The organism is Autumnicola tepida, assembly GCF_031846485.1.
Lineage (GTDB): Bacteria > Bacteroidota > Bacteroidia > Flavobacteriales > Flavobacteriaceae > Autumnicola > Autumnicola tepida.
Window position 1 is genome coordinate 1 of record NZ_JAVRHQ010000006.1, and the last position, 19,246, is coordinate 19,246.

The 19,246-nt window shown below is 38.4% G+C and carries 17 protein-coding genes; 6 read left to right on the top strand and 11 right to left on the bottom strand.

The features are described from left to right. Positions 1-278: 278 nt before the first annotated feature. The 6 genes from RM553_RS06680 (at position 279) to RM553_RS06705 (ending at position 6,680) form a co-directional block, all read left to right on the top strand. Complete coding sequence (locus RM553_RS06680; protein WP_311534184.1) at positions 279-1,532, top strand: tyrosine-type recombinase/integrase; 1,254 nt, start codon at positions 279-281, stop codon at positions 1,530-1,532. 222 nt (positions 1,533-1,754) lie between these two features. Continuing rightward, a complete protein-coding gene (locus tag RM553_RS06685) occupies positions 1,755-2,075 on the top strand; it encodes a four-helix bundle copper-binding protein (protein WP_311534185.1) in 321 nt (106 codons plus the stop codon). 135 nt (positions 2,076-2,210) lie between these two features. Further along, complete coding sequence (locus RM553_RS06690; protein ID WP_311534186.1) at positions 2,211-3,740, top strand: vitamin K epoxide reductase family protein; 1,530 nt, start codon at positions 2,211-2,213, stop codon at positions 3,738-3,740. A gap of 26 nt (positions 3,741-3,766) precedes the next feature. Further along, positions 3,767-5,044: an amylo-alpha-1,6-glucosidase gene (locus RM553_RS06695; protein ID WP_311534187.1), complete on the top strand. Its 1,278-nt coding sequence runs from the start codon at positions 3,767-3,769 to the stop codon at positions 5,042-5,044. Then, positions 5,045-5,665, top strand: a complete 621-nt coding sequence (locus RM553_RS06700; RefSeq protein ID WP_311534188.1) for a hypothetical protein — start codon at positions 5,045-5,047, stop codon at positions 5,663-5,665. Between the two features lie 7 nt (positions 5,666-5,672). Next, positions 5,673-6,680: an SDR family oxidoreductase gene (locus tag RM553_RS06705; RefSeq protein WP_311534189.1), complete on the top strand. Its 1,008-nt coding sequence runs from the start codon at positions 5,673-5,675 to the stop codon at positions 6,678-6,680. A gap of 507 nt (positions 6,681-7,187) precedes the next feature. Here RM553_RS06705 and RM553_RS06710 read toward each other — a convergent pair. From RM553_RS06710 to RM553_RS06760, 11 genes are all read right to left on the bottom strand, one after another. Next, positions 7,188-9,701, bottom strand: coding sequence for a heavy metal translocating P-type ATPase (locus RM553_RS06710; RefSeq protein WP_311534190.1), 2,514 nt, complete (start codon positions 9,699-9,701; stop codon positions 7,188-7,190). Between the two features lie 81 nt (positions 9,702-9,782). Continuing rightward, complete coding sequence (locus tag RM553_RS06715; RefSeq protein ID WP_311534191.1) at positions 9,783-11,153, bottom strand: PH domain-containing protein; 1,371 nt, start codon at positions 11,151-11,153, stop codon at positions 9,783-9,785. Between the two features lie 112 nt (positions 11,154-11,265). Then, entirely contained in the window at positions 11,266-11,796 is a 531-nt protein-coding gene (locus tag RM553_RS06720) for a PH domain-containing protein (protein ID WP_311534192.1), read from the bottom strand. 239 nt (positions 11,797-12,035) lie between these two features. Further along, a complete protein-coding gene (locus tag RM553_RS06725; RefSeq protein WP_311534193.1) occupies positions 12,036-12,665 on the bottom strand; it encodes an SCO family protein in 630 nt (209 codons plus the stop codon). A 56-nt stretch (positions 12,666-12,721) separates the two neighbouring features. Next, complete coding sequence (locus tag RM553_RS06730) at positions 12,722-13,204, bottom strand: hypothetical protein (protein ID WP_311534194.1); 483 nt, start codon at positions 13,202-13,204, stop codon at positions 12,722-12,724. Between the two features lie 16 nt (positions 13,205-13,220). Continuing rightward, a complete protein-coding gene (locus RM553_RS06735; protein WP_311534195.1) occupies positions 13,221-13,754 on the bottom strand; it encodes a hypothetical protein in 534 nt (177 codons plus the stop codon). A 144-nt stretch (positions 13,755-13,898) separates the two neighbouring features. Further along, positions 13,899-15,518 (bottom strand): multicopper oxidase family protein, encoded by a 1,620-nt coding sequence (locus tag RM553_RS06740; RefSeq protein ID WP_311534196.1) that lies wholly within the window; start codon positions 15,516-15,518, stop codon positions 13,899-13,901. 21 nt (positions 15,519-15,539) lie between these two features. Continuing rightward, positions 15,540-17,012 (bottom strand): vitamin K epoxide reductase family protein, encoded by a 1,473-nt coding sequence (locus tag RM553_RS06745; protein ID WP_311534197.1) that lies wholly within the window; start codon positions 17,010-17,012, stop codon positions 15,540-15,542. Positions 17,013-17,108: 96 nt separating this feature from the next. Then, the gene (locus RM553_RS06750; protein ID WP_311534198.1) at positions 17,109-18,197 is read right to left on the bottom strand and encodes an NAD-dependent epimerase/dehydratase family protein; all 1,089 of its coding nucleotides are present in this window, start codon (positions 18,195-18,197) and stop codon (positions 17,109-17,111) included. Between the two features lie 10 nt (positions 18,198-18,207). Then, on the bottom strand, positions 18,208-18,543 hold the full coding sequence (locus RM553_RS06755; protein WP_311534199.1) for a P-II family nitrogen regulator: 336 nt from the start codon (positions 18,541-18,543) through the stop codon (positions 18,208-18,210). A gap of 184 nt (positions 18,544-18,727) precedes the next feature. Continuing rightward, positions 18,728-19,180, bottom strand: coding sequence for a hypothetical protein (locus RM553_RS06760; RefSeq protein WP_311534200.1), 453 nt, complete (start codon positions 19,178-19,180; stop codon positions 18,728-18,730). Positions 19,181-19,246: the final 66 nt, after the last annotated feature.

Genomic DNA, 19,246 nt, shown 5'->3' on the forward strand with positions numbered 1-19,246 from the left:
TTTTTTAGGATCAACGCTCCAATTACCTGTTCAAGAAATAAAAAAGCCCCGTAAAACAGGGCTTTTTGTTGCTCCGGTGATCGCGACAGGATTCGAACCTGTGACCGTCTGCTTAGAAGGCGAAAAAAAGTACACCAAGTAATCGTATTAAATTTTATATCGTACTATAAATCAGCATTATAATGAAATTTGATTTCAATTGATTTTATCTGAGTTCAACAAAAAGTGTGCGCAAAGTGTGCGTAAAATTACCTAACTTTAAAAGCAAATCTTAAGCTATGGCACGTGCAAGACTCACATTAGACACTCGAGAAAAGTCAAAAAATTCTAATGGACTTTATCCCATCATCTTACGAATTTTTCACAGGAAACCTCGAATGGTTCGTATGGATAAATATACATCAAAAGATGGTTGGGATGATTCCAGAATGGAATTAAAAAAATCCGCAGTCGCTAATAAGGAACTTGATATCACTGCAATAAATCTTGAACTATATGACAAGTTGCATATTGCAAAATCCATTATCCACGGTCTCGGGAAAACCCTTAACGATATTACGGTTGATATACTCATCGAAAATATCAAAAAAGCTTGGGATGATATTCTTGAATCAGAGTTAAAGAAAAATTTTTCTAATTCATTAACCATAAATGACTGGTGTAAAGTACTTGTTGAGCGGAAACTAAAAGAACAGGAACCTGGTACTGCCAAATGGTATGCAGATTCGATTCGGGCTGTTACAAAATTTAATAATGAGCAGCCAATCAAGTTTTTCCACCTAAATGTTACTTTTTTGAAAGAATTTGAAGCGGAGCATAGGGCCAAGGGCAATTCGAATAATACTATTAGTGCATATTTGCGTGGCTTAAGTGCAGTCTATAATAGCGCTATTAAGGAAGATAAGTTTGAGCCTGAAAAAAATCCTTTTCATTTTTACAAAATTCCATCTTCAAAAAGAACCAAGAAAAAAGCTCTACCGAAAGAAAATTTTACAACGATTCGTAAGCTTAATTATCCAGTTGGAAGCAATCTTTTTCACGTAAAAAACTATTTATTGAGTATGTTCAACTGTCGGGGGATGAATTTGATTGATCTCGCTAAGTTGCGCGTTAAGGATATACAAAACGATAGAATTTTTTATGGAAGAAGCAAAACCGATGACCCGCTTTCGGTCAAAATCACGAAGGAATTCCACGATATTTTGGTTTATTATGTTTCTGGGAAAGAGCCTTGTGATTTTATATTTCCTATAGGCTATGATGGCTCGGTTACAAATTTTAAGAAATATCGTTCGGATCGAAGATTAGTTAATAAGCTTTGCAAAATTATAGCGAAAGATGCTAAACTGAATGTTCCATTGACTTCATATTATGTCAGGCATTCCTGGGCAACGATTGCTAAAAATATGGGAATACCAACGGAGATTATTAGTGAAGGCTTGGGGCATCATTCTTTGAAAACAACCGAAATCTATCTCAGAAGTTTTGATAACAGAGTGTTGGATGATGCAAATGATTTAGTTGTAGCTTAATAATTATTATAAGTCAAAAAAACATAATCTTTTTCAATTTTTCAAACACTTCCAAGGCAGGACAGTTGGAACTGGAATCTAATATAGAAATCTTTATAAAATCTTAATTTCTGGTATTTCAGGTTAAAAAAAATTAAAACTGTAAGAACTTAGCAGAATTTTATAAGTCATCTTTTCATCTCATTTCTATATTTATCATATAACCATAAAAATCAATAAGTTATGAGAAATGAAAAATTGATTCATGCACTCGGCAATTGCATTAATCATTGTAATTATTGTGCAGATTCTTGTCTGGATGAAGACGATGTGAAGAAAATGGTAGACTGCATTAGAACCGATAAAGTTTGCGCTGAGGTGTGTTCAGCGTTGAGCCAGGTTATGGCTACCAGTTATTCAGATGTGAGGGATCTGGTAAAATATTGTAAAAAAGTTTGCCAGGCCTGTGCAGATGAATGCGGAAAGCATGACGCTCAGCATTGTAAAGACTGTGCAAAGGCCTGCCAAGAATGCGTAAAAGCATGTGAAGCCTATTTGGCATAATTTAAAAAAGCATCTGAAGAATCTTTAGTTATTCAAAATTAATCTATTTGACCCTTCAGATGGTTTTTCTTTTGTACATACAGGTTTTTTAAAAAACTCCTTTTTAAAAACTAACCCAACCAAAATAAGTAGATTATGGAAAATAACCATAAAGATCACAACGAGGAACATGAGAATGGAGGAATGGGTAGTCGGGGAGTTACTCGGCCCATGGCGGAAAAAGAAGTAAAAGGTCATTCACATGATCATGGTGATGATAATGGTGGGATGGACCGCATGAAAATGCTTTATATGCACCATAAACAGACGCTTTGGATTTACTGGATGCTGATAATTCTGGGTGCCTGGTTAGTGATTTCTCCATTTACTTTTGATTATGGGAAGGATATCGTTCAACCTTCAGGGGGCAGGTCCCTATGGATAAGTGATTCAATGAGGGTACTGGTGATGAAGTGGAGCGATATTATTAGTGGTTTGCTTCTTATGTTCTTTGGGTGGAGATCTCTTACACCCAACCGGCCGGTAAGCCTTTGGATAGCCTGTTTTATAGGGATCTGGTTGAACTTCGCACCCGTGATCTTCTGGGCACCAAATGCCTATATATATAATAATGATACCATTGTAGGAGTCATGGTTATAGCCTTAACCATTTTAATCCCGGGTATGCCTAACATGATCACATATATGAAGATGGGATCGGTGGTTCCTCCGGGATGGAGTTATAATCCGTCTAGTTGGCCACAGCGATGGATCATGATCGTTCTTGCATTTTTTGGCTGGATAGTTTCTCGTTATCTGGGAACGTTTCAGCTGGGTTACACCGATTATGCTTGGGATCCGTTTTTTGGAGAAAGTACAATGAAGGTACTTAATTCTAATATGTCTCATTCTCTTCCAATTTCAGATGGTGCTTTTGGCGCGCTAGCTTATACGTTCGAATTCCTAATGGGTTGGATGGGAAGTCCTTCACGATGGCGAACCATGCCGTGGATGGTCACATTTTTTGGTATCCTGGTGATTCCTTTGGGATTAGTACATATTTTCCTCGTAATATCTCAACCCATTGTAGTAGGAGAATGGTGTACCTTTTGTCTTCTTGCAGCTGCAATAATGCTGCCCATGATTCCCTTAGAGTTTGATGAGGTTATAGCGATGGGACAACATATGGTTCAGGCTAAAAAGCGTGGTGATAATATGTGGAAAGTATTTTGGAAGGGTGGTGAGGCATTCGAAGAAAATAAAGATGAGCGTACTACCGAACTTATAGAATTCCCGAAAAAGCCTATGGGCGTTTTTAAATCTTCGGTCTGGGGTATGAGCGTACCATGGACTTTAGGAGTGTCTACGGCACTGGGTGTTTTCGCCATGTTTGCTCCTGCAACGTTTGGGGTTGATATCACAACCATGTCTGCTCACGCATTTCATTTGGGCGGATCGTTAATTGTGGTTACCTCCGTTATTTGTATGGGTGAGATTGTACGACGAGGTAGATATTTGAACATACTGCTCGGGTTAGGCGTGGCCATTATACCATGGATTGCAGGGGATGGAAGCTTAGGTTTAAGTATTGTTGGAACAATAGTGGGTCTGGCTGTAGCAGCGCTTTCTTTCCCACGAGGACCGAAAAAGGAAGAATATGGATTATGGGATAAATATGTTAAATAAAGTAGAGCCTTCTATTTAATTAAGGAATGACAGACGAGGAACTTTTTAAAAAAGTTAGAGAAATTATCTATGAGAATATGGAAAAAGCCAGTAAAGATGGTAGTCCTCCTTATCATTATACCCGACCTGCGCCCGAACGATATCCGTATCAATTTTTCTGGGATACGTGTTTTCATGTTTTCATTCTGGTTTCCTTAGGTGAAATTGAAATGGCCAAAGAGCATATTAAGAGTTTACTTCGTCTTCAAAGAGAGGATGGGTTTATAGGACATATGATTTATTGGGATCGGTTAAAACCTGGTAGATGGGCTGACTTTTTTCAGTCTAAATTCTACTATAAGAATCTATATAGAAGTCATATGAGTTCTCTCATCCAGCCACCTTTACTTGCTCAAGCAGTGAGCAGAATTGTAAAGAATTCTGAGAATCTAAATTTTCTAAAAGAGGTACTGCCAAATTTAAAGGCTTATTATGACTGGTTAGATAAGAACAGAGATTTTGATGGCGACGGTTTACTAACGATAATTTCTCCGTTTGAATCGGGAATGGACTGGAAACCTACTTACGATGTTCCTTTGGGATTTACAGAAGGGAAAGCCAATACCAAGCTTTATTATAAAGTGATCTGGACAGACTTTCTCAATTTCATAAACAACTATAATTTGAAGAAGATATACAGGAAAGGACATTTCCTGGTAAAGGATGCCGGATTAAATACTTTCTATGCACAAAACCTTTTTTGTCTTGGTGAATTATGCGAGATGTTGCAGGATCAGGATGCAAAAGTATACTATTCCCGAGCAAAAGAAGTAAGTAGAAATATTGTGAAGGTTCTATATGATGAACAGGATGCTGCCTTTTATGACGTATATGGAAAGGAGAATTTAAAAATTAAGGTAGAAACTCCCACGATCTTTTATCCGCTGGCATTATCTTCTGTTCCGGAAGTTATAAAAGTTAAGGTCCTGGAAAGACATTTTCTCAGTAGTGAGAAATTTGATACCTATTATCCCATACCCTCAGTAGCAAAAGATTCATCGGCCTTTAATCCTAAAGAATCGATCTATATATGGAGAGGCCCTACCTGGATCGTTAATAATTGGTTTCTTCATCAAATACTGGAGAAAAATAATTATACAGAAAGTTCACAAAAATTAACTCGGATTATAATTCAGTTAATCGAAAAAAGCGGATTTAGAGAGTACTATAATCCTTTTACCGGGGAAGGTTATGGAGCAAAAGATTTTACCTGGGCAGGTTTAGTTTTAGATATGATGAATACGAATGATAAAAACCTAATTTAAATGAATTTAAAAATCTGGTTTAAAAATCTATGGAGAGGTAGTAAGCAGGATTCACATCAAGAATTAAAAGATAAAACATATTGTAGTAAAAATAAGTTTTCAACGAATGAAATAGCCAAAGTGAATTTCAAACGCTCAAAAGAAAAACTTTTTAACGTAAATCAATGGTCCATGCTACCTGAGCTGTCTGCGGAATTCCAACTCTATAATTCGAATGGAGATAAAACCGATCAGCTGGCGGTTCATAATTATATAAATATAAATTTACCGATTCCGTCTCCTAAGAATTGGGTATATATTACTGATTTACGTAATGAAGAAGAGTTTGCAGAATTTACTGTGAGTCCTAGTGAAAGTCCACTTGTAAAAGATAAATTAAACAAGGAAATAAAACATTTTTTTATAGATGAGGCTACAAGTACTTTTAGAGTATCTATAAAAGGACTGACTATAAAAGGTTATGAAATTGGTAAAAATGAAGGAATAAATAATGAAGGTGTTTCTGCGGGTAAACGAAAATTAATCAATACCCTTTTGGCTAACGGTGCCTGGGCTGGGTTTCAGAAACTACAATGGCAGAAATTGACAAAATATTTGGTTCACAAAATCGAAATAAAATAAGCAAGTAATGAGCTCAGAAAATGCTAAAAAGAAATCCAAAGGTTGTGTGATAATAACAGGGGCCTCTGCAGGTGTGGGAAGAGCCTGTGCTAGACGCTTCGCCAAGGATGGTTACGACGTAGGTCTTATTGCGCGGGGGAAGGAGGGACTTGAAGCTGCAGTTAAAGAAGCTTTAGAGTTCGGGGTGAATGCTGCTTATTACGAGGCAGATGTTGCAAATTATGAAGAAGTTGAATCTGCAGCCTTATTTTTTCAGGAAAAACTTGGACTGGTAAAATTTTGGGTTAATAATGCTATGACGAGTGTTTTTAGTCCAGTTCGTAAAATGGAACCTCAGGAATATAAAAGAGTTACCGACGTGACTTATTTGGGACAGGTACATGGAGCTCTAGTAGCACTTAAATTGATGAATGAGCAGAATAAAGGTTCTATTGTATTTGTAGGATCGGCATTAGCTTATCGAGGTATACCCCTTCAATCTGCTTATTGCGCTGCTAAACATGCCACTAAAGGCTTTGTGGATTCTTTGCGTACGGAACTATTGCATGATAAAAGTAATATAAATATTTCCATGGTACAGCTTCCGGCTCTAAATACTACTCAGTTCGGGTTTGTTAAAACCAGATTACCTAAAAAGCCCAGACCTATGGGAAAAATTTATCAGCCTGAAGTAGCAGCCGAAGCTATTTTATATGCCGCTGAAAATACTCCCAGGGAAATTAAGGTTGGAGTATCAACCATAAAAACCATTATTGGTAATAAGATTGCGCCGTGGTACGCTGATCGTGTATTAGCCAAAAGTGGAATTGAGGGACAGCAAACTAATGAGCCTGAAGATCCTAATAGGTCCAACAATCTGTGGAAGCCCATACCTGGCGATCATGGGGCGCATGGGACCTTTAATGACCAAGCAGTAGTTTCAAGTATAGTATTACGGTTAAGAATGCATGGAAAATTAATTATTTGGATTGCATTAATTGTAATAATAGTAGTTTTTGTTTTAATTTTTCTATAACTAATCTTCTAGAATTGAAAATAATTTAATTTACAGGGAAAAAATATAATCCAAGAAGATATCGTACTCGGATATAAACATAATGAGATAATAAAAATAAAAATATTCGATATCTTCCAGTAGAATAGGTCTATTGGCGATAAATGCTATAATCTCCTTTAGATCTCAACCAGCAACTCTTCTTACTTGGAGGCCTTTTCTTTTATATGTACTCAGTACTACCTTCAAAGTTTTGTTTAAAAATTTTAAATAAAGAATTCGATAGATTTTACTGGATATATACTTCAAAATTAGTTCGTTTGAGATAGTAGATGCCTCACGGATGTTAAATTATTCTTTCATCTACTAAGTTCAGGAGGCTAATGAAAATCCTTGAACAATTTTATTCTATCGCAGTATTTTCAATCTGATTCTATTTATTGGTAGTCTAATAAAACAACCTTTTTGAATTTTCTTCTAAATTGCATAGTATCATTTTATGTTTTACTGTTTCTGTAATTTATTTATTTAATCAATTCTTTTTGTTCGTAATCGTAAAGCATTCGCAATTACCGATACCGAACTAAAACTCATAGCCAAGGCAGCTATCATGGGTGAGAGTAACAATCCGAATACAGGGTATAGCACACCTGCCGCTATTGGAACTCCCAAAGTGTTATAGATAAACGCAAAGAATAAATTCTGTTTAATATTGACCATTACAGCATCGCTTAGGTTTCGAGCTTTGACTATGCCTTGCAAATCCCCTTTGACCAGTGTAATCGCCGCACTTTCAATTGCGACGTCCGTCCCCGTTCCCATTGCGATGCCCACATCGCTTTTTGCCAAAGCCGGGGCATCATTAATTCCATCTCCAGCCATTGCAATGGATTTACCCTCAGATTGTAACTTTTCTACCGCTTTTAATTTATCTTCTGGCAGCATACTCGCCTTAAAATCGGCAAGATTGAGTTCGCTCGCCACGGCCTGTGCCGTATCGTGGTTATCACCCGTAAGCATTATGACGTCGATTCCTTTCTCCTGCAATTCCTTGATAGCATTGGCGCTAGTTTTTTTAATCTTGTCGCCTATCACGACATAGCCTGAAACCATCCCGTCAATAGATAAGTATGAAACTGTTTTCCCTTGCTTTTGAAAAGATTGGGCTTCTCGTTCCATTTCAGATGAAATAAATGCGTTAGCATATTCCATCATTTTCGCATTTCCCAAGTCAAGTCTTTTCCCGTTTACTGTCCCTTCTACCCCTTTTCCAGTTACTGCGCTGAAGTTTTCGGTTTTGGAAATTTCGGTTTTCTGCTGTTTTCCGTATTTCACTGTAGCTTCAGCAAGTGGATGCTCGCTGGCACTGTTTAGGGATGCAATAAAATGTAGAATTTCGCTTTCGCTAAATTGTTTATCATCAAAAGACCCTACCTTCTCCACCGTGGGTTTTCCTTCCGTAATCGTTCCAGTTTTATCAACAATAAGAGTATCTACCTTGTCCATTTTTTCCAGGGCTTCGGCATTCTTGATAAGTACGCCATTTTGTGCACCCTTACCAACACCGACCATAATAGACATTGGTGTGGCCAAACCCAACGCACACGGGCAAGCTATAATCAATACAGCAATGGCATTGACCAAAGCATAAACATAAGCTGGGTCCGGGCCCCAGATGGACCAAACACCAAAAGTTATTATCGATATAATAACAACAATGGGGACAAAATATCCAGAAACTTTATCTGCCAGTTTTTGGATTGGCGCACGGCTACGGCTAGCATCGTTGACCATCTGGATGATTTGAGAAAGTAAAGTATCGGCACCCACTTTTTCCGCTTTCATCAAGAAAGACTGGTTACCATTAATCGTTCCGCTACTGACCTTATCATCGGCGGATTTGTTCACGGGTATGGGCTCGCCAGTGATCATCGATTCATCTACGGTAGTTTCACCTTCTGTAATCTTACCGTCCACGGGAATTTTATCGCCAGGTTTCACTCTAAGAATATCTCCTTTCCCTATTTGGTCGATAGAAACTTCCTCTTCAGTTCCATCTACCACCTTAATTGCTTTATTAGGAGCAAGTTTTAAGAGTTCCTTGACCGCAGAATTGGTTTTACTATGTGCCCGGGCTTCCAAAACTTGACCCAGCATTACCAGGGTAAGAATTACGGTAGTAGCTTCATAATAAACAAAGACGGTACCTGTTTCTGTCCTAAATTGTTCAGGAAAAATATCGGGAAGAAGCATTCCAAACACACTAAATAGCCATGCCACCCCAGTACCTATACCAATTAGGGTGAACATATTCAGGTTCCAAGTTACAATACTGCGATAGGCACGTACAAAGAACATCCAGGTGGCATAGAAAACAACCGGCAGTGAAAGAGCCAGTTGAACCCAATTCCAATATCTTTGTGGCATCAAGTTGAAAAGGGGATTATCAGAAAGAAATTCACTCATTGCTATGAGGAAAATGGGCAGTGTAAATGCGACAGCTATCCAGAACTTTTTGAGCAGTTTCTTATAGGTTTTTTCTTCTGAGGAAATATCGGGTTCCATCGGCACCAGGTCCATTCCGCAAATAGGGCAGTCTCCTGGCCCGTCCTTAACAATTTCAGGGTGCATTGGGCAGGTCCATTGTTCGGACGTTGTAGCAACGAGTTTTTGTTCCTCAACCAAATCCATTCCGCAGACTGGGCAATCGCCTGGCTGCTCGTAAGTCTTGTCGCCCTCACAGTGCATCGGGCAATAGAACGTTCCTGCTCCCTTTCCTTTGGGTTTTTGCTTTTTCGCGGAAGCGGAATCATTTTTATGATGATGCTCGCCCGGTTTGTGGATGGAATAAGTGTCCCCATCGTTTTTAAGGGCATCCTGGAACTTTTGCATAGGAATATGTGATTCCATTTCTATGGTGGCTTCTCCCTTCTCCAAATTGACCGATGCACTGGTTACTCCCTCAACATTGGCAAGTGTTTTTTTGACGTGATTCTGGCAACCTTTGCAGGTCATTCCGTGTATGTGGTAGGTATGTTTCATTTTATTTATAATTTCTGTTAATCATTCTTTGGTGAGTGTGCTAAACAAAACCTCAGTTAATTATTTAATTTGGTTTTTCAACTACATCCATTCCCCGGAGGTGCTTTCTATTTTAAAAAGTAAATAATCCATTAGTATTTCTGCTTGATTTTTATCTATTACTTCAAAAAAAATATCGCCTCCCGCAGAATGGAAAATTAGGTTTGCCAGACCTTGTTTTTCATGCCAGAGTGGCTGTGATATTGAAACAGATTGTAATTTCCACATTTCCAAATATTGTTTCTTCCTTCTCCATACCCCGGAATATTTTACGATAATTTCTTTTGAGATAGACAATTTTAAGGAACGAAAAAAGAGGAATTGATACCCTCCCAACAGGATAAGGTATCCTGTTATCCCCATAATTATCCATTCTAACCTGAAATTTAAATCATAATATTCTATGATAAAAGGAATGGGCACTAAGGGAAAAAGACCACGGATAATTTTTCTAAATAAAAACATTCTATTTGGAACGATCTGAAAGATTTGTCTGATTTGGTCATTATATACGTATTGTTTAATTCTTGAAACAATTGTTTGTGAAATCCCGGGAATTGTAATTACACTTTTACCAGGATCATCTGCGCTCGTAGCTAATAATATTTTTACCTTGTTAAGGTCAAGACGTTTTTGAATTGGGTTGCTCAAAATTTCCATAGATTGTACTCTTTTCCCTTTCAGACTTACCTTTTTATTCTTTCTGAGCCCCATTTCCACCTGCAGCCCCAGATCTGTTTTTATTAAATTAAGCTTAAAATATTTTATAAAAGTATCTGCTACAGTAACAATCACAACCGCTAACAGTAATAGTAAAATTGTCCACGGAGTAATGCCAAAATCATTATTCCTCACTACATCCATTTCGGATGGAAAAAACTGTTCTAAAAAAAGCTGATCCTTCAGAGTGAGATAAAATGTCATCAACAATAGTAGGCCGCGAATGTAATTGCTACTTATGCCTAGTTTTAAAAGCTGGGAAATATTTAAAGAATATTGCCAATTGAGGGCAGCCTCCTCTTTATTATCCTGAGAGATTTTTTGATCTACTTTATCTTCTGTTTTGGTGTGGTTCATGAGGATTTCAGAGAGCTCTTCTGCCTTAGCCTTAGATAGCGCTTTAATCTCTACTTCCTCTTCTTTACTCCCGGCAGTATCAATTAAAATACTATAAACACCAATTATTCGCTGGAGCAGATTTCTCTTAAAATTTACCCGCTGGATTTTATCAAAAGGGAGACTTATAGTTTCTGAACTAAGAACCCCTTTTTGGAGTACAAATTCTTCTCTTTCTGGGTCAATGAAAAACGTAAATTTTAAGTAGTAAAGAATGCTATAACCAAGAGCAAGGACAAGAAGGATCAAGGCTCCAACTATAGATAGCATGATTGTTTGAGGGGTCTGTTCTTTCATGAAAAAGTAAATTCCCAGAAACCATAAATTTTTAACCAACTTATAGAGGCTGTTACCGAAAACTAGTATCATCCCTGCTTTTGATTGTCGGTGCGGTTTATAGAAGTTACTGCTATTCATCGGAGGATATTCTTTTCGAAATTTCTTCCTTCATATTGTTTGCAATTTGCGGGATCAAACCGGGAATCGAAATGTCACTTCCAGAGCCACCGGCGGTAAAAAGCCTTAAAGTTGAAATTCCTAAAATTTTATCCGGGAAATCTCTTTCAATAGAAACATGTTGTACACGGTTAAAAGGAACTATAGTAGTTTTTTTGTATATAAATCCACGTTTAAAGATAATATCCCTCTCCCGTATAGCATAACCATTTCTTTTTTGTACTTGAAAGTTGCGATAGTAGGAACCCAAAAATATTAGCAAAACCAAAATCGCCAAAAATGGAAATAAATCCTTGTAGGTTTCCATAAGCGAATATGTAATACCAAGCCCAATAAAAAATAGTATTGCGCCAGCACTTGTGATTATATTTAGTTTAATTAAATACTTCTGATTAAGTGATGAAAGCTCTACCCCTCTGTACCTTGGGAGTGAATCTATATCCAATTGCCTGTTTTCAAAATTTACTGGATTAATAAAGGCCATTTTATTGAAATTTAGTTTCCATTAATATTGGCTTGTACCTTCTTCGAATTGACCAATGTACTGGTTACATTTCTATATTGGAAAATGTTTTTCGAAGTGTCTTTACCCACCGTTGCAGGTAATTTTTGTATATGATATTTGTCTATTATTTATGCATTTATGTTTTTGTGCCTGAATAGGGGAAGGGTTTTTAACTAACTAATCACATCAATGAAAAGACACCCTTCCTCCCTCAGGACTTATAATTCTTTATCATGAAGCAACAGGGGAATATCCTGGATTAGTTTATCGACTTCTTCCGGGTTAGTACCATCGTAATATCCCCTGATCCTTTTTTGTTCATCAATTAAAATAAAGGCTCCACTGTGAAGCACCCCATCTGGAACCGTCGAATCTTCCAAGGCGGAAACCATATAATGCTTTTGGGCCATTTCAAAAATTGCTTCTTGATCTCCTGTTACAAAATGCCATTGATCATTGTTTATTTCCAGATTTTTGGCATATGCTTTTAGAACAGGAACGCTGTCATGACTGGGATCAATACTGTGGGATAAAAATGCCACCTTGGGATTTCCTTTATATTTATTATAAACCTTTTGCATCTCGTTCTTCATAATAGGACATATGGTTGTACAGGAGGTAAAGAAAAAATCTGCTATATAAATTTTATTTGCAAATGTATTTGACGTAATTAAAAGGCTGTCCTGATTGATGAAACTAAAATCAGGTATGGTTTGATAAAGAGTATCTTTTTCATTACTGGAAATCTCTTTATTGCCTAGAATTGGTAGTTTTTTACCGCTATTTTCACAAGAACTATAAAGACCTGCCAGTATTAAAATAATAATAATTGTAAATTTTAATTTCATTTCTTCTAAGTTTCAAAGATTATTATAGGTAGCCGAATATGTAGAATTTAACCCCATCATAGTCGCGTATTTTCATTGATAAAAACCTTTGCGTTTTCCTTGGAAGCGAAATAATACACCTCTGTAATTTCGTTCTCTGTGGGATGAAGAATATAAGCTAAAGCTTTATCGACTTTTGTTTCACTTACAGGGTCTACCGCATACCGCTCTTCTGGATGTTTTTGTATATAATCGGTACAACTTTCACAACATCCATAATAGGATCTATTTTCAATTGAAATCGATGGTATTAGTTCAGCTCTATAGCTATTATTTCGCATACAGACCTCTTCATTTGCCACAAATTCATAATCAATGTCACTTTTTTCGTGAACGTCCGAATGGCCAAAGAAGAGCATGTAAAAAGCTAAAAAAACTGCTGCTGAGAAAATTCCAATAAAAGATAGTAAAGCAATAATCTTATCCTTTTTTGTAATCCTGTTCTTTTGAGGTTTATGTTTCTCTTTTATTCTTTTTCTATTTGGTTTTTTTTTATACACATCAAAAAGTTTTATATTATTTAAGCTTAGTGACAGTAAGCGTTCGTCCAATTACAAAAACAAAAATGGGTAAAACGGTAAACTGTAATAGCGGTGTAAGCCCTACCTCTAACCATGGCACGATGGGCATACTTTGAGCATATTCCCAATGTCCCGTTGCTATGTGCCATCTTTCCAGTAAAATGGTCCCGGTTCCTCCCGTAACAATTATCAGTAATATCTTACTTAAATTTAATTTGAGAGGCCAAAATATATTCCGATAAAACAATCCGAGTCCAAAGAGCATAATTAACGTGGTTAACATATCTGTAACTGCTGCTATCAGGCACATCGAAATGTGATCCCAGGTATATTCATACCCTTCATATAAAGGACCATGTAGCAGTTCCCATGTAGTGTTGATTACTAGTGCAGTTAAGGCTATGTTCACCACAAAGGCCGTATAACCAAACTTATTATCTAACTCATTTCTAAAATAGAAATACATTAAACCAACACCAAGTATTGAGATAACAGGTAAAATAAGTATCACCCATTGAAACTGCTCCATATTAGGCTTTCCTGTTTTTTCTGAGCAGTTTAATAATTAGATAAATTATCAAGGCGACCAATAGTATTCCGCCTATCCATACTGCCCAGCACATCCAGCAAAAACCATCCATTTCCATATCTCCCATAATTTTTATTTTAGTTATTACTCTATTTTATAGTTCCGCATCATCCCCATGTCCTCGTGTTCCAGATTGTGGCAGTGATACAGGAACAAGCCCTTAAAGTTCTCAAAGCGCATAATTATCTTTATTTTCATTCCGGGCATGAGCAATACCGTATCCTGCCAGCCGTCATCTATAAATCCTTCCTTTACGGAATTCCACACGTCGGGATCCATATCAGATACATCCCTTTCCAGAATATTAAACTGGACCTGGTGTATATGAATGGGATGCGGCATTTGCATCATACCACCCTTCATCATTCCGCCATTTCCCATCATTCCTTTTCCGCCCATCATACCACCATCACCCATCATTCCACCGCCACTATTCACCAATTGCCATATTTCGGTGGTATTTAATTTTACGGTTTCTTCATCTACGATTCCTGTCTCTTCCCAGGTCCTGCCATTGATCGTCCATTGCATGCGCCGCATAAAAAATTTGAAGGTCCTTGGATTATTTTTGTTTATGGCTTCTGAAGGGTCTATCTTATTGAGAGTAAGAAGTTTTTCCGGAAGTTCAATGTTGTTGTTTCCTAATGTGTCCAAAGTAATCTTTAGCACATCATATTCACTTCCCAGAGGAAGCGTAGTTCCCATGTTGCCCATCATCCCCGTATTCATCATCCCTGCGGAGAAGGGAAGGCTTTTCAAGGTCAGTTCGGTTCCTTTGGGCATATCTTTTAAATCAAGCCATATATCCACACGTTCGGCTACTCCCAACATTATATAGGGCACTGAACGAGGCTTTTCCAAAAGACTGCCGTCCATCCCAATAACGGTAAGGGGAGTGCCATCAGACCAACCAAGTTTATAAAAACGTGAATTCGAAGCATTGAGGAACCTTAACCGATAAGTAGCAACGGCTTTTAAGTTTAAATTTTTCTCAGGCTTGCCATTGATAAAAATCTGGTTGCCCAAAAAGCCCATCATTTTATCCATTCTCCCCCTGTTCAGATAAAGCAGCTGATTTTCCTGATCAAACGCCCTGTCCTGTATTACAACAGGGATATCAAATTCACCTTTGGGCAGGTTCAGTCTCTCTTCCTCATCGTCAGTAACTATGAGCATTCCCGCCAGTCCGTTGTAAACCTGTGGGCCTGTGCGTCCGTGAGGATGGGGATGAAACCAATAGGTGCCGGCGCGGTTCATGATCTCAAACTCATAGATGTAAGTCTCCCCGTTTTCTATAACATCTTTGGGATGGCCGTCATATTCTTCCGGCACGTGCATCCCGTGCCAGTGCACAATACTTTTTTCAGGCAACTGGTTTTTAAAACGGATCCTTACTTTTTGACCTTTGCGCACACGCAATGTGGGGCCAAAATAACTATCATTTAATTGTTGTATTGCATCGTCGGCACCGGTATTTATTTTCGTCTCAAACATCCAAACCTTAGTAGAACTCCCTTGAAATAGGGGTATTTGACTTTCCTTTGCGGTAAGATCAATATCCAGGTCCGGTTCAAAATCAGGATCTGAACTTTCATTTTTTTTGGATGAAAGGCCTTCGCAAGCGTTGAGAAATGGCCATGACAGGAGAACAGCAGAACCCGTGCTTCCCAACCTTATAAACTTTCTGCGATCAAGCCCTTTCATATCTATATTTGTTTAACTTTTCTACTTAATATACTTATCCCATAAGCCATATCTTTCTCTAATAGTGCCTTTAGGGAATGAAAGCAGCATTATGATAAGTCCATTTATGCTACTGCTCATACTTAGGGATATATTTCCGTCATCAATAAACCAGGGCAAAACCATAAGGAATAAGCCCACCAACACATTTAGATAACGGAAAGATCTCAAAACCTCAGCCATTGCTACTACGGCAATTACTACCACCAAGGCTCCCCCTAAATGATTCAGATCTGCCGCTTGGGTTTCTATTCCCACACCAAACACAGTGGGGGAGAACATTAGCCATAATCCCAGTAGTGTGGCAAGTGTCAATTGCCAGGGAGCGGTCATCCCCCAAATAGAAGATTTGAATACTTTCCAGGGACTTTCATGAAGTTCGACAAGTTCGGGGGAACGTTGATCCATTTTAGTGGTTATGGCATCACCACCTTTCCAAAATACTTTCCACATAGAATCTCCCTTGCGTTTTCTTTGTACCATATGTTGCCCCATGGCAATCACTTCATCGATCTGCAAAGGTATCATGGGCAACATTACGGCTGCGGTAAAGAGACAGAGCGTACACCAAGCACCCACGGTCAGGGGTTGTGATATCACCAAAAAGATACTTACAAATCCCAGGGGAATGACCAGAAAGCCAAAAAAAGTGACCATCCACGGCATGGTTCGCCACCGCGACGTTGCTCCCATAAAGCCCATTAAAAATTCTAAAGTGTATGCGAAAGATCCTAAAGCAGCATCGGATATCGGCCAGGAATGTGACATATCCGAGTTTAAAACATTTAAGGTGCCATCCCCGAAGAATGGGTCCCAGGCATAGTCAACGTAGCCTAACTGAAATGCTGCCAAATAACGGGAACCTATCCATCCCATAAATGCAAGAACGATCATGATCCATCGCTGGGGCCAACTGGAAGGATTGTAAGACCACCCCGGTGGCAAATCACCACCCATTTTCATATACATAATCATATTGGGCATTCCCGGGATAAGTATGGTCAGGGCGATCACCAAAGCACCAACCATAGTGCCATTATAATAAGCTACGGCCGTAGGGGCCCAAAAAATCAATGGTGCCATGCTTATCCAAATTCCTATGAAACACGCGATCCAGACGCTGTAAGGTCTATTCGGTTTTAGAGAACGCCAGCCAAAAAGGACCAATAACAACCCGCTTATGATGTCACTCCAGTGCATTGCGGCAATACGGTCTGCAAGGGAAAGCCACACATCTCTGCCGCCGCTGGGCGATACCATATTGCTTCCGTAATCAAAGGTAAGTGGGGAAAAAATCATCCATACCCCTAAAAGTATAACCGCCCAATATACCCAAAGGGTTTGTTTATGGTGGTCGATCAACATTTGCTTACGCTGCCCTGAATCCATCTTCATTTCATCCCCCTCATCCATTTCCATATCCGCCATGGGCCGTGAGACCCCGCGTTTTCCCATTTGTCCATGTTTCTTTTCGCCTTTTTGGAAATTCTTATGTTTGGGGTTTTGTTCGTCAGTTGGCATAATGATTTATTTTGGTGGGTTAATTTTATATCATTTTTTGGAGTCCTTTTCTTTTAAACCGGAAGGAGGTTTAAGGTCGTTTTCCTTGTACCATTTTTTAGGATCAGATTTTAAGTTATCGATTATCTTGGGAAGTGTGGTTCGCAGACGATGTTGTGGCTCCCAATCCAGCAATTTTTTGGCACGGGAGATATCCAGTTCCATGTGATCATCGGTCAAATCGACCATCCAGGGTTTGATAAAGGAATCCCCAAAAATTCCCTGTACCCACGCCCCAAATTTTGCAACAAATTTAGGGATCTTGTACGTTTTCCATTCTTTATCAAAAAGCAGTTGGGAGATTTGCTGCTGCAACTCGATAAAACCCATGGTATCGGGTTCACCCAGATTAATCGTTATTTCCTCCGGGACATCCTTTCGTTTTTCGATGGCTTTTATCATGGCATCTAACAAATCATCCAGATGGATATAAGGATTGCCATGCTCGAATTTGCCAGGGTAGAGGTGACTGGTCAACTGGTTTTCATAAATTCGCTGAATCTGGTTGGTTACCGGTATCGAATGACCTTCATCATTATAAACTCCTGCAATACGAAGGTTCATAATAGGAATATCCCCTTTTTTATTATGCAGGATCTTTTCAGTATCTACTTTTGATTGAGGATAGTCCCATTTAGGTTCCACGGGGGAATCTTCATCTATTTTCACCCCAGGGGTGGTGGGCTTGTAAACCAATAGGCTACTGGAAAATATAAACTGTTCGACCTCAAAATTCTGCAATACCCTTAATAAACGTTCAGTACCTTCTACGGTTATTTTCTGGTAGAGAGGACTCGGTTCTCCGGAAAAATCATAGTACGCCGCAAGGTGCACTACGGATGCAATCCTATTTCCATAAGCGAAGCGGATACGCTCAAATGCGTTCTCCATACTTTCCTCGGAAGTAATATCGATACAAACACATTCGGCTGTAATAGGGGGAAAGGGGTATCCTATGTTATCCAACCCTATTAATAGATATTTCTTTGCTAGTTCATTTATAAGTGTGGTGCCTATTAGTCCACTGCTGCCACTTACTACAATAATATCTTTGGTGGTTTTTATAGCGGGTCCGTCCATATATTTATTGTTAAATATCCTCTTTACTTAACTCACCCGTTCTTACTTTGTAAATTTCAAGCACTTCGGATACATAAATAAGGCCTTCGCCCTTCTCGCCATTCCCACCATGTTCATGAATCACCTGAATGATGCTTTTCACGTCTTCTTTCTTACATACGATTTCCAGTTTGGACATTTTACTGTGGGCCAATGGAAAGCGAAGTGAAGGCGAATCCTCTTTTTTGGTATAGCGCCCGGTACCTTCTGCCTCAGAAACCGTTAAGCTTTTAAATCCCTCGGCCCGCAAAGCCTGCATGACTTCGTTTGCCCTTTTTTCACGTATAAATGCTTTAACTTCCCTCATGATTATTTATCTTGATTATTTTTATTCATAGTAAGCATTGGTAAAATACAAACAACCAATAAAAAAATACTCCCAAAGAAGAGCCAGTCACCGTAGCCCCGGATATCTAAAAATGGCCAAATAAAATAGAAAATTATGGCGAGCAAGCAGCCCAAGATCATCCATTTCATCATCCGGTTCATTTTCATTGATTATTGTTTTGATGCATCTCCATATTATGATCCTTCTCAACCGACTTTTCATTCTTATTCATAGAGTCCATTGATTTCTTATCTTTCATTTTATCCATCATATTCATCATCTTATCATTATCCATCATCATCATACACATCTTTTTACACATACCGTCATCTTTTGCAGCTCCGTCCATCATTTTTCCCATCATCATCTCCTGCATATGACCGTCCTTCATCATCATCTCACCCATCATATTACAGGATGTGGAATCCTTCTTTGCGTCCTTCATCATATGTTGCATCATTTCCTTTTTTAATTCTGGGTCCTGCATGATTGCAGTAAACACTTGTTCTTTCTTTTCTTCGTTCTCCATCATTTTGGAGATTTTTTTATTGTCCTGTGCATACAGGCTTGTTGACGTCGTTACCGCCAAAACCAGTACTGTGATGATGTTCTTCATTAAATTTTTCATTTTGTTATAATTTATTAAGTGTTCATATTGAATTATTTGAGTTTTCCCAGATTA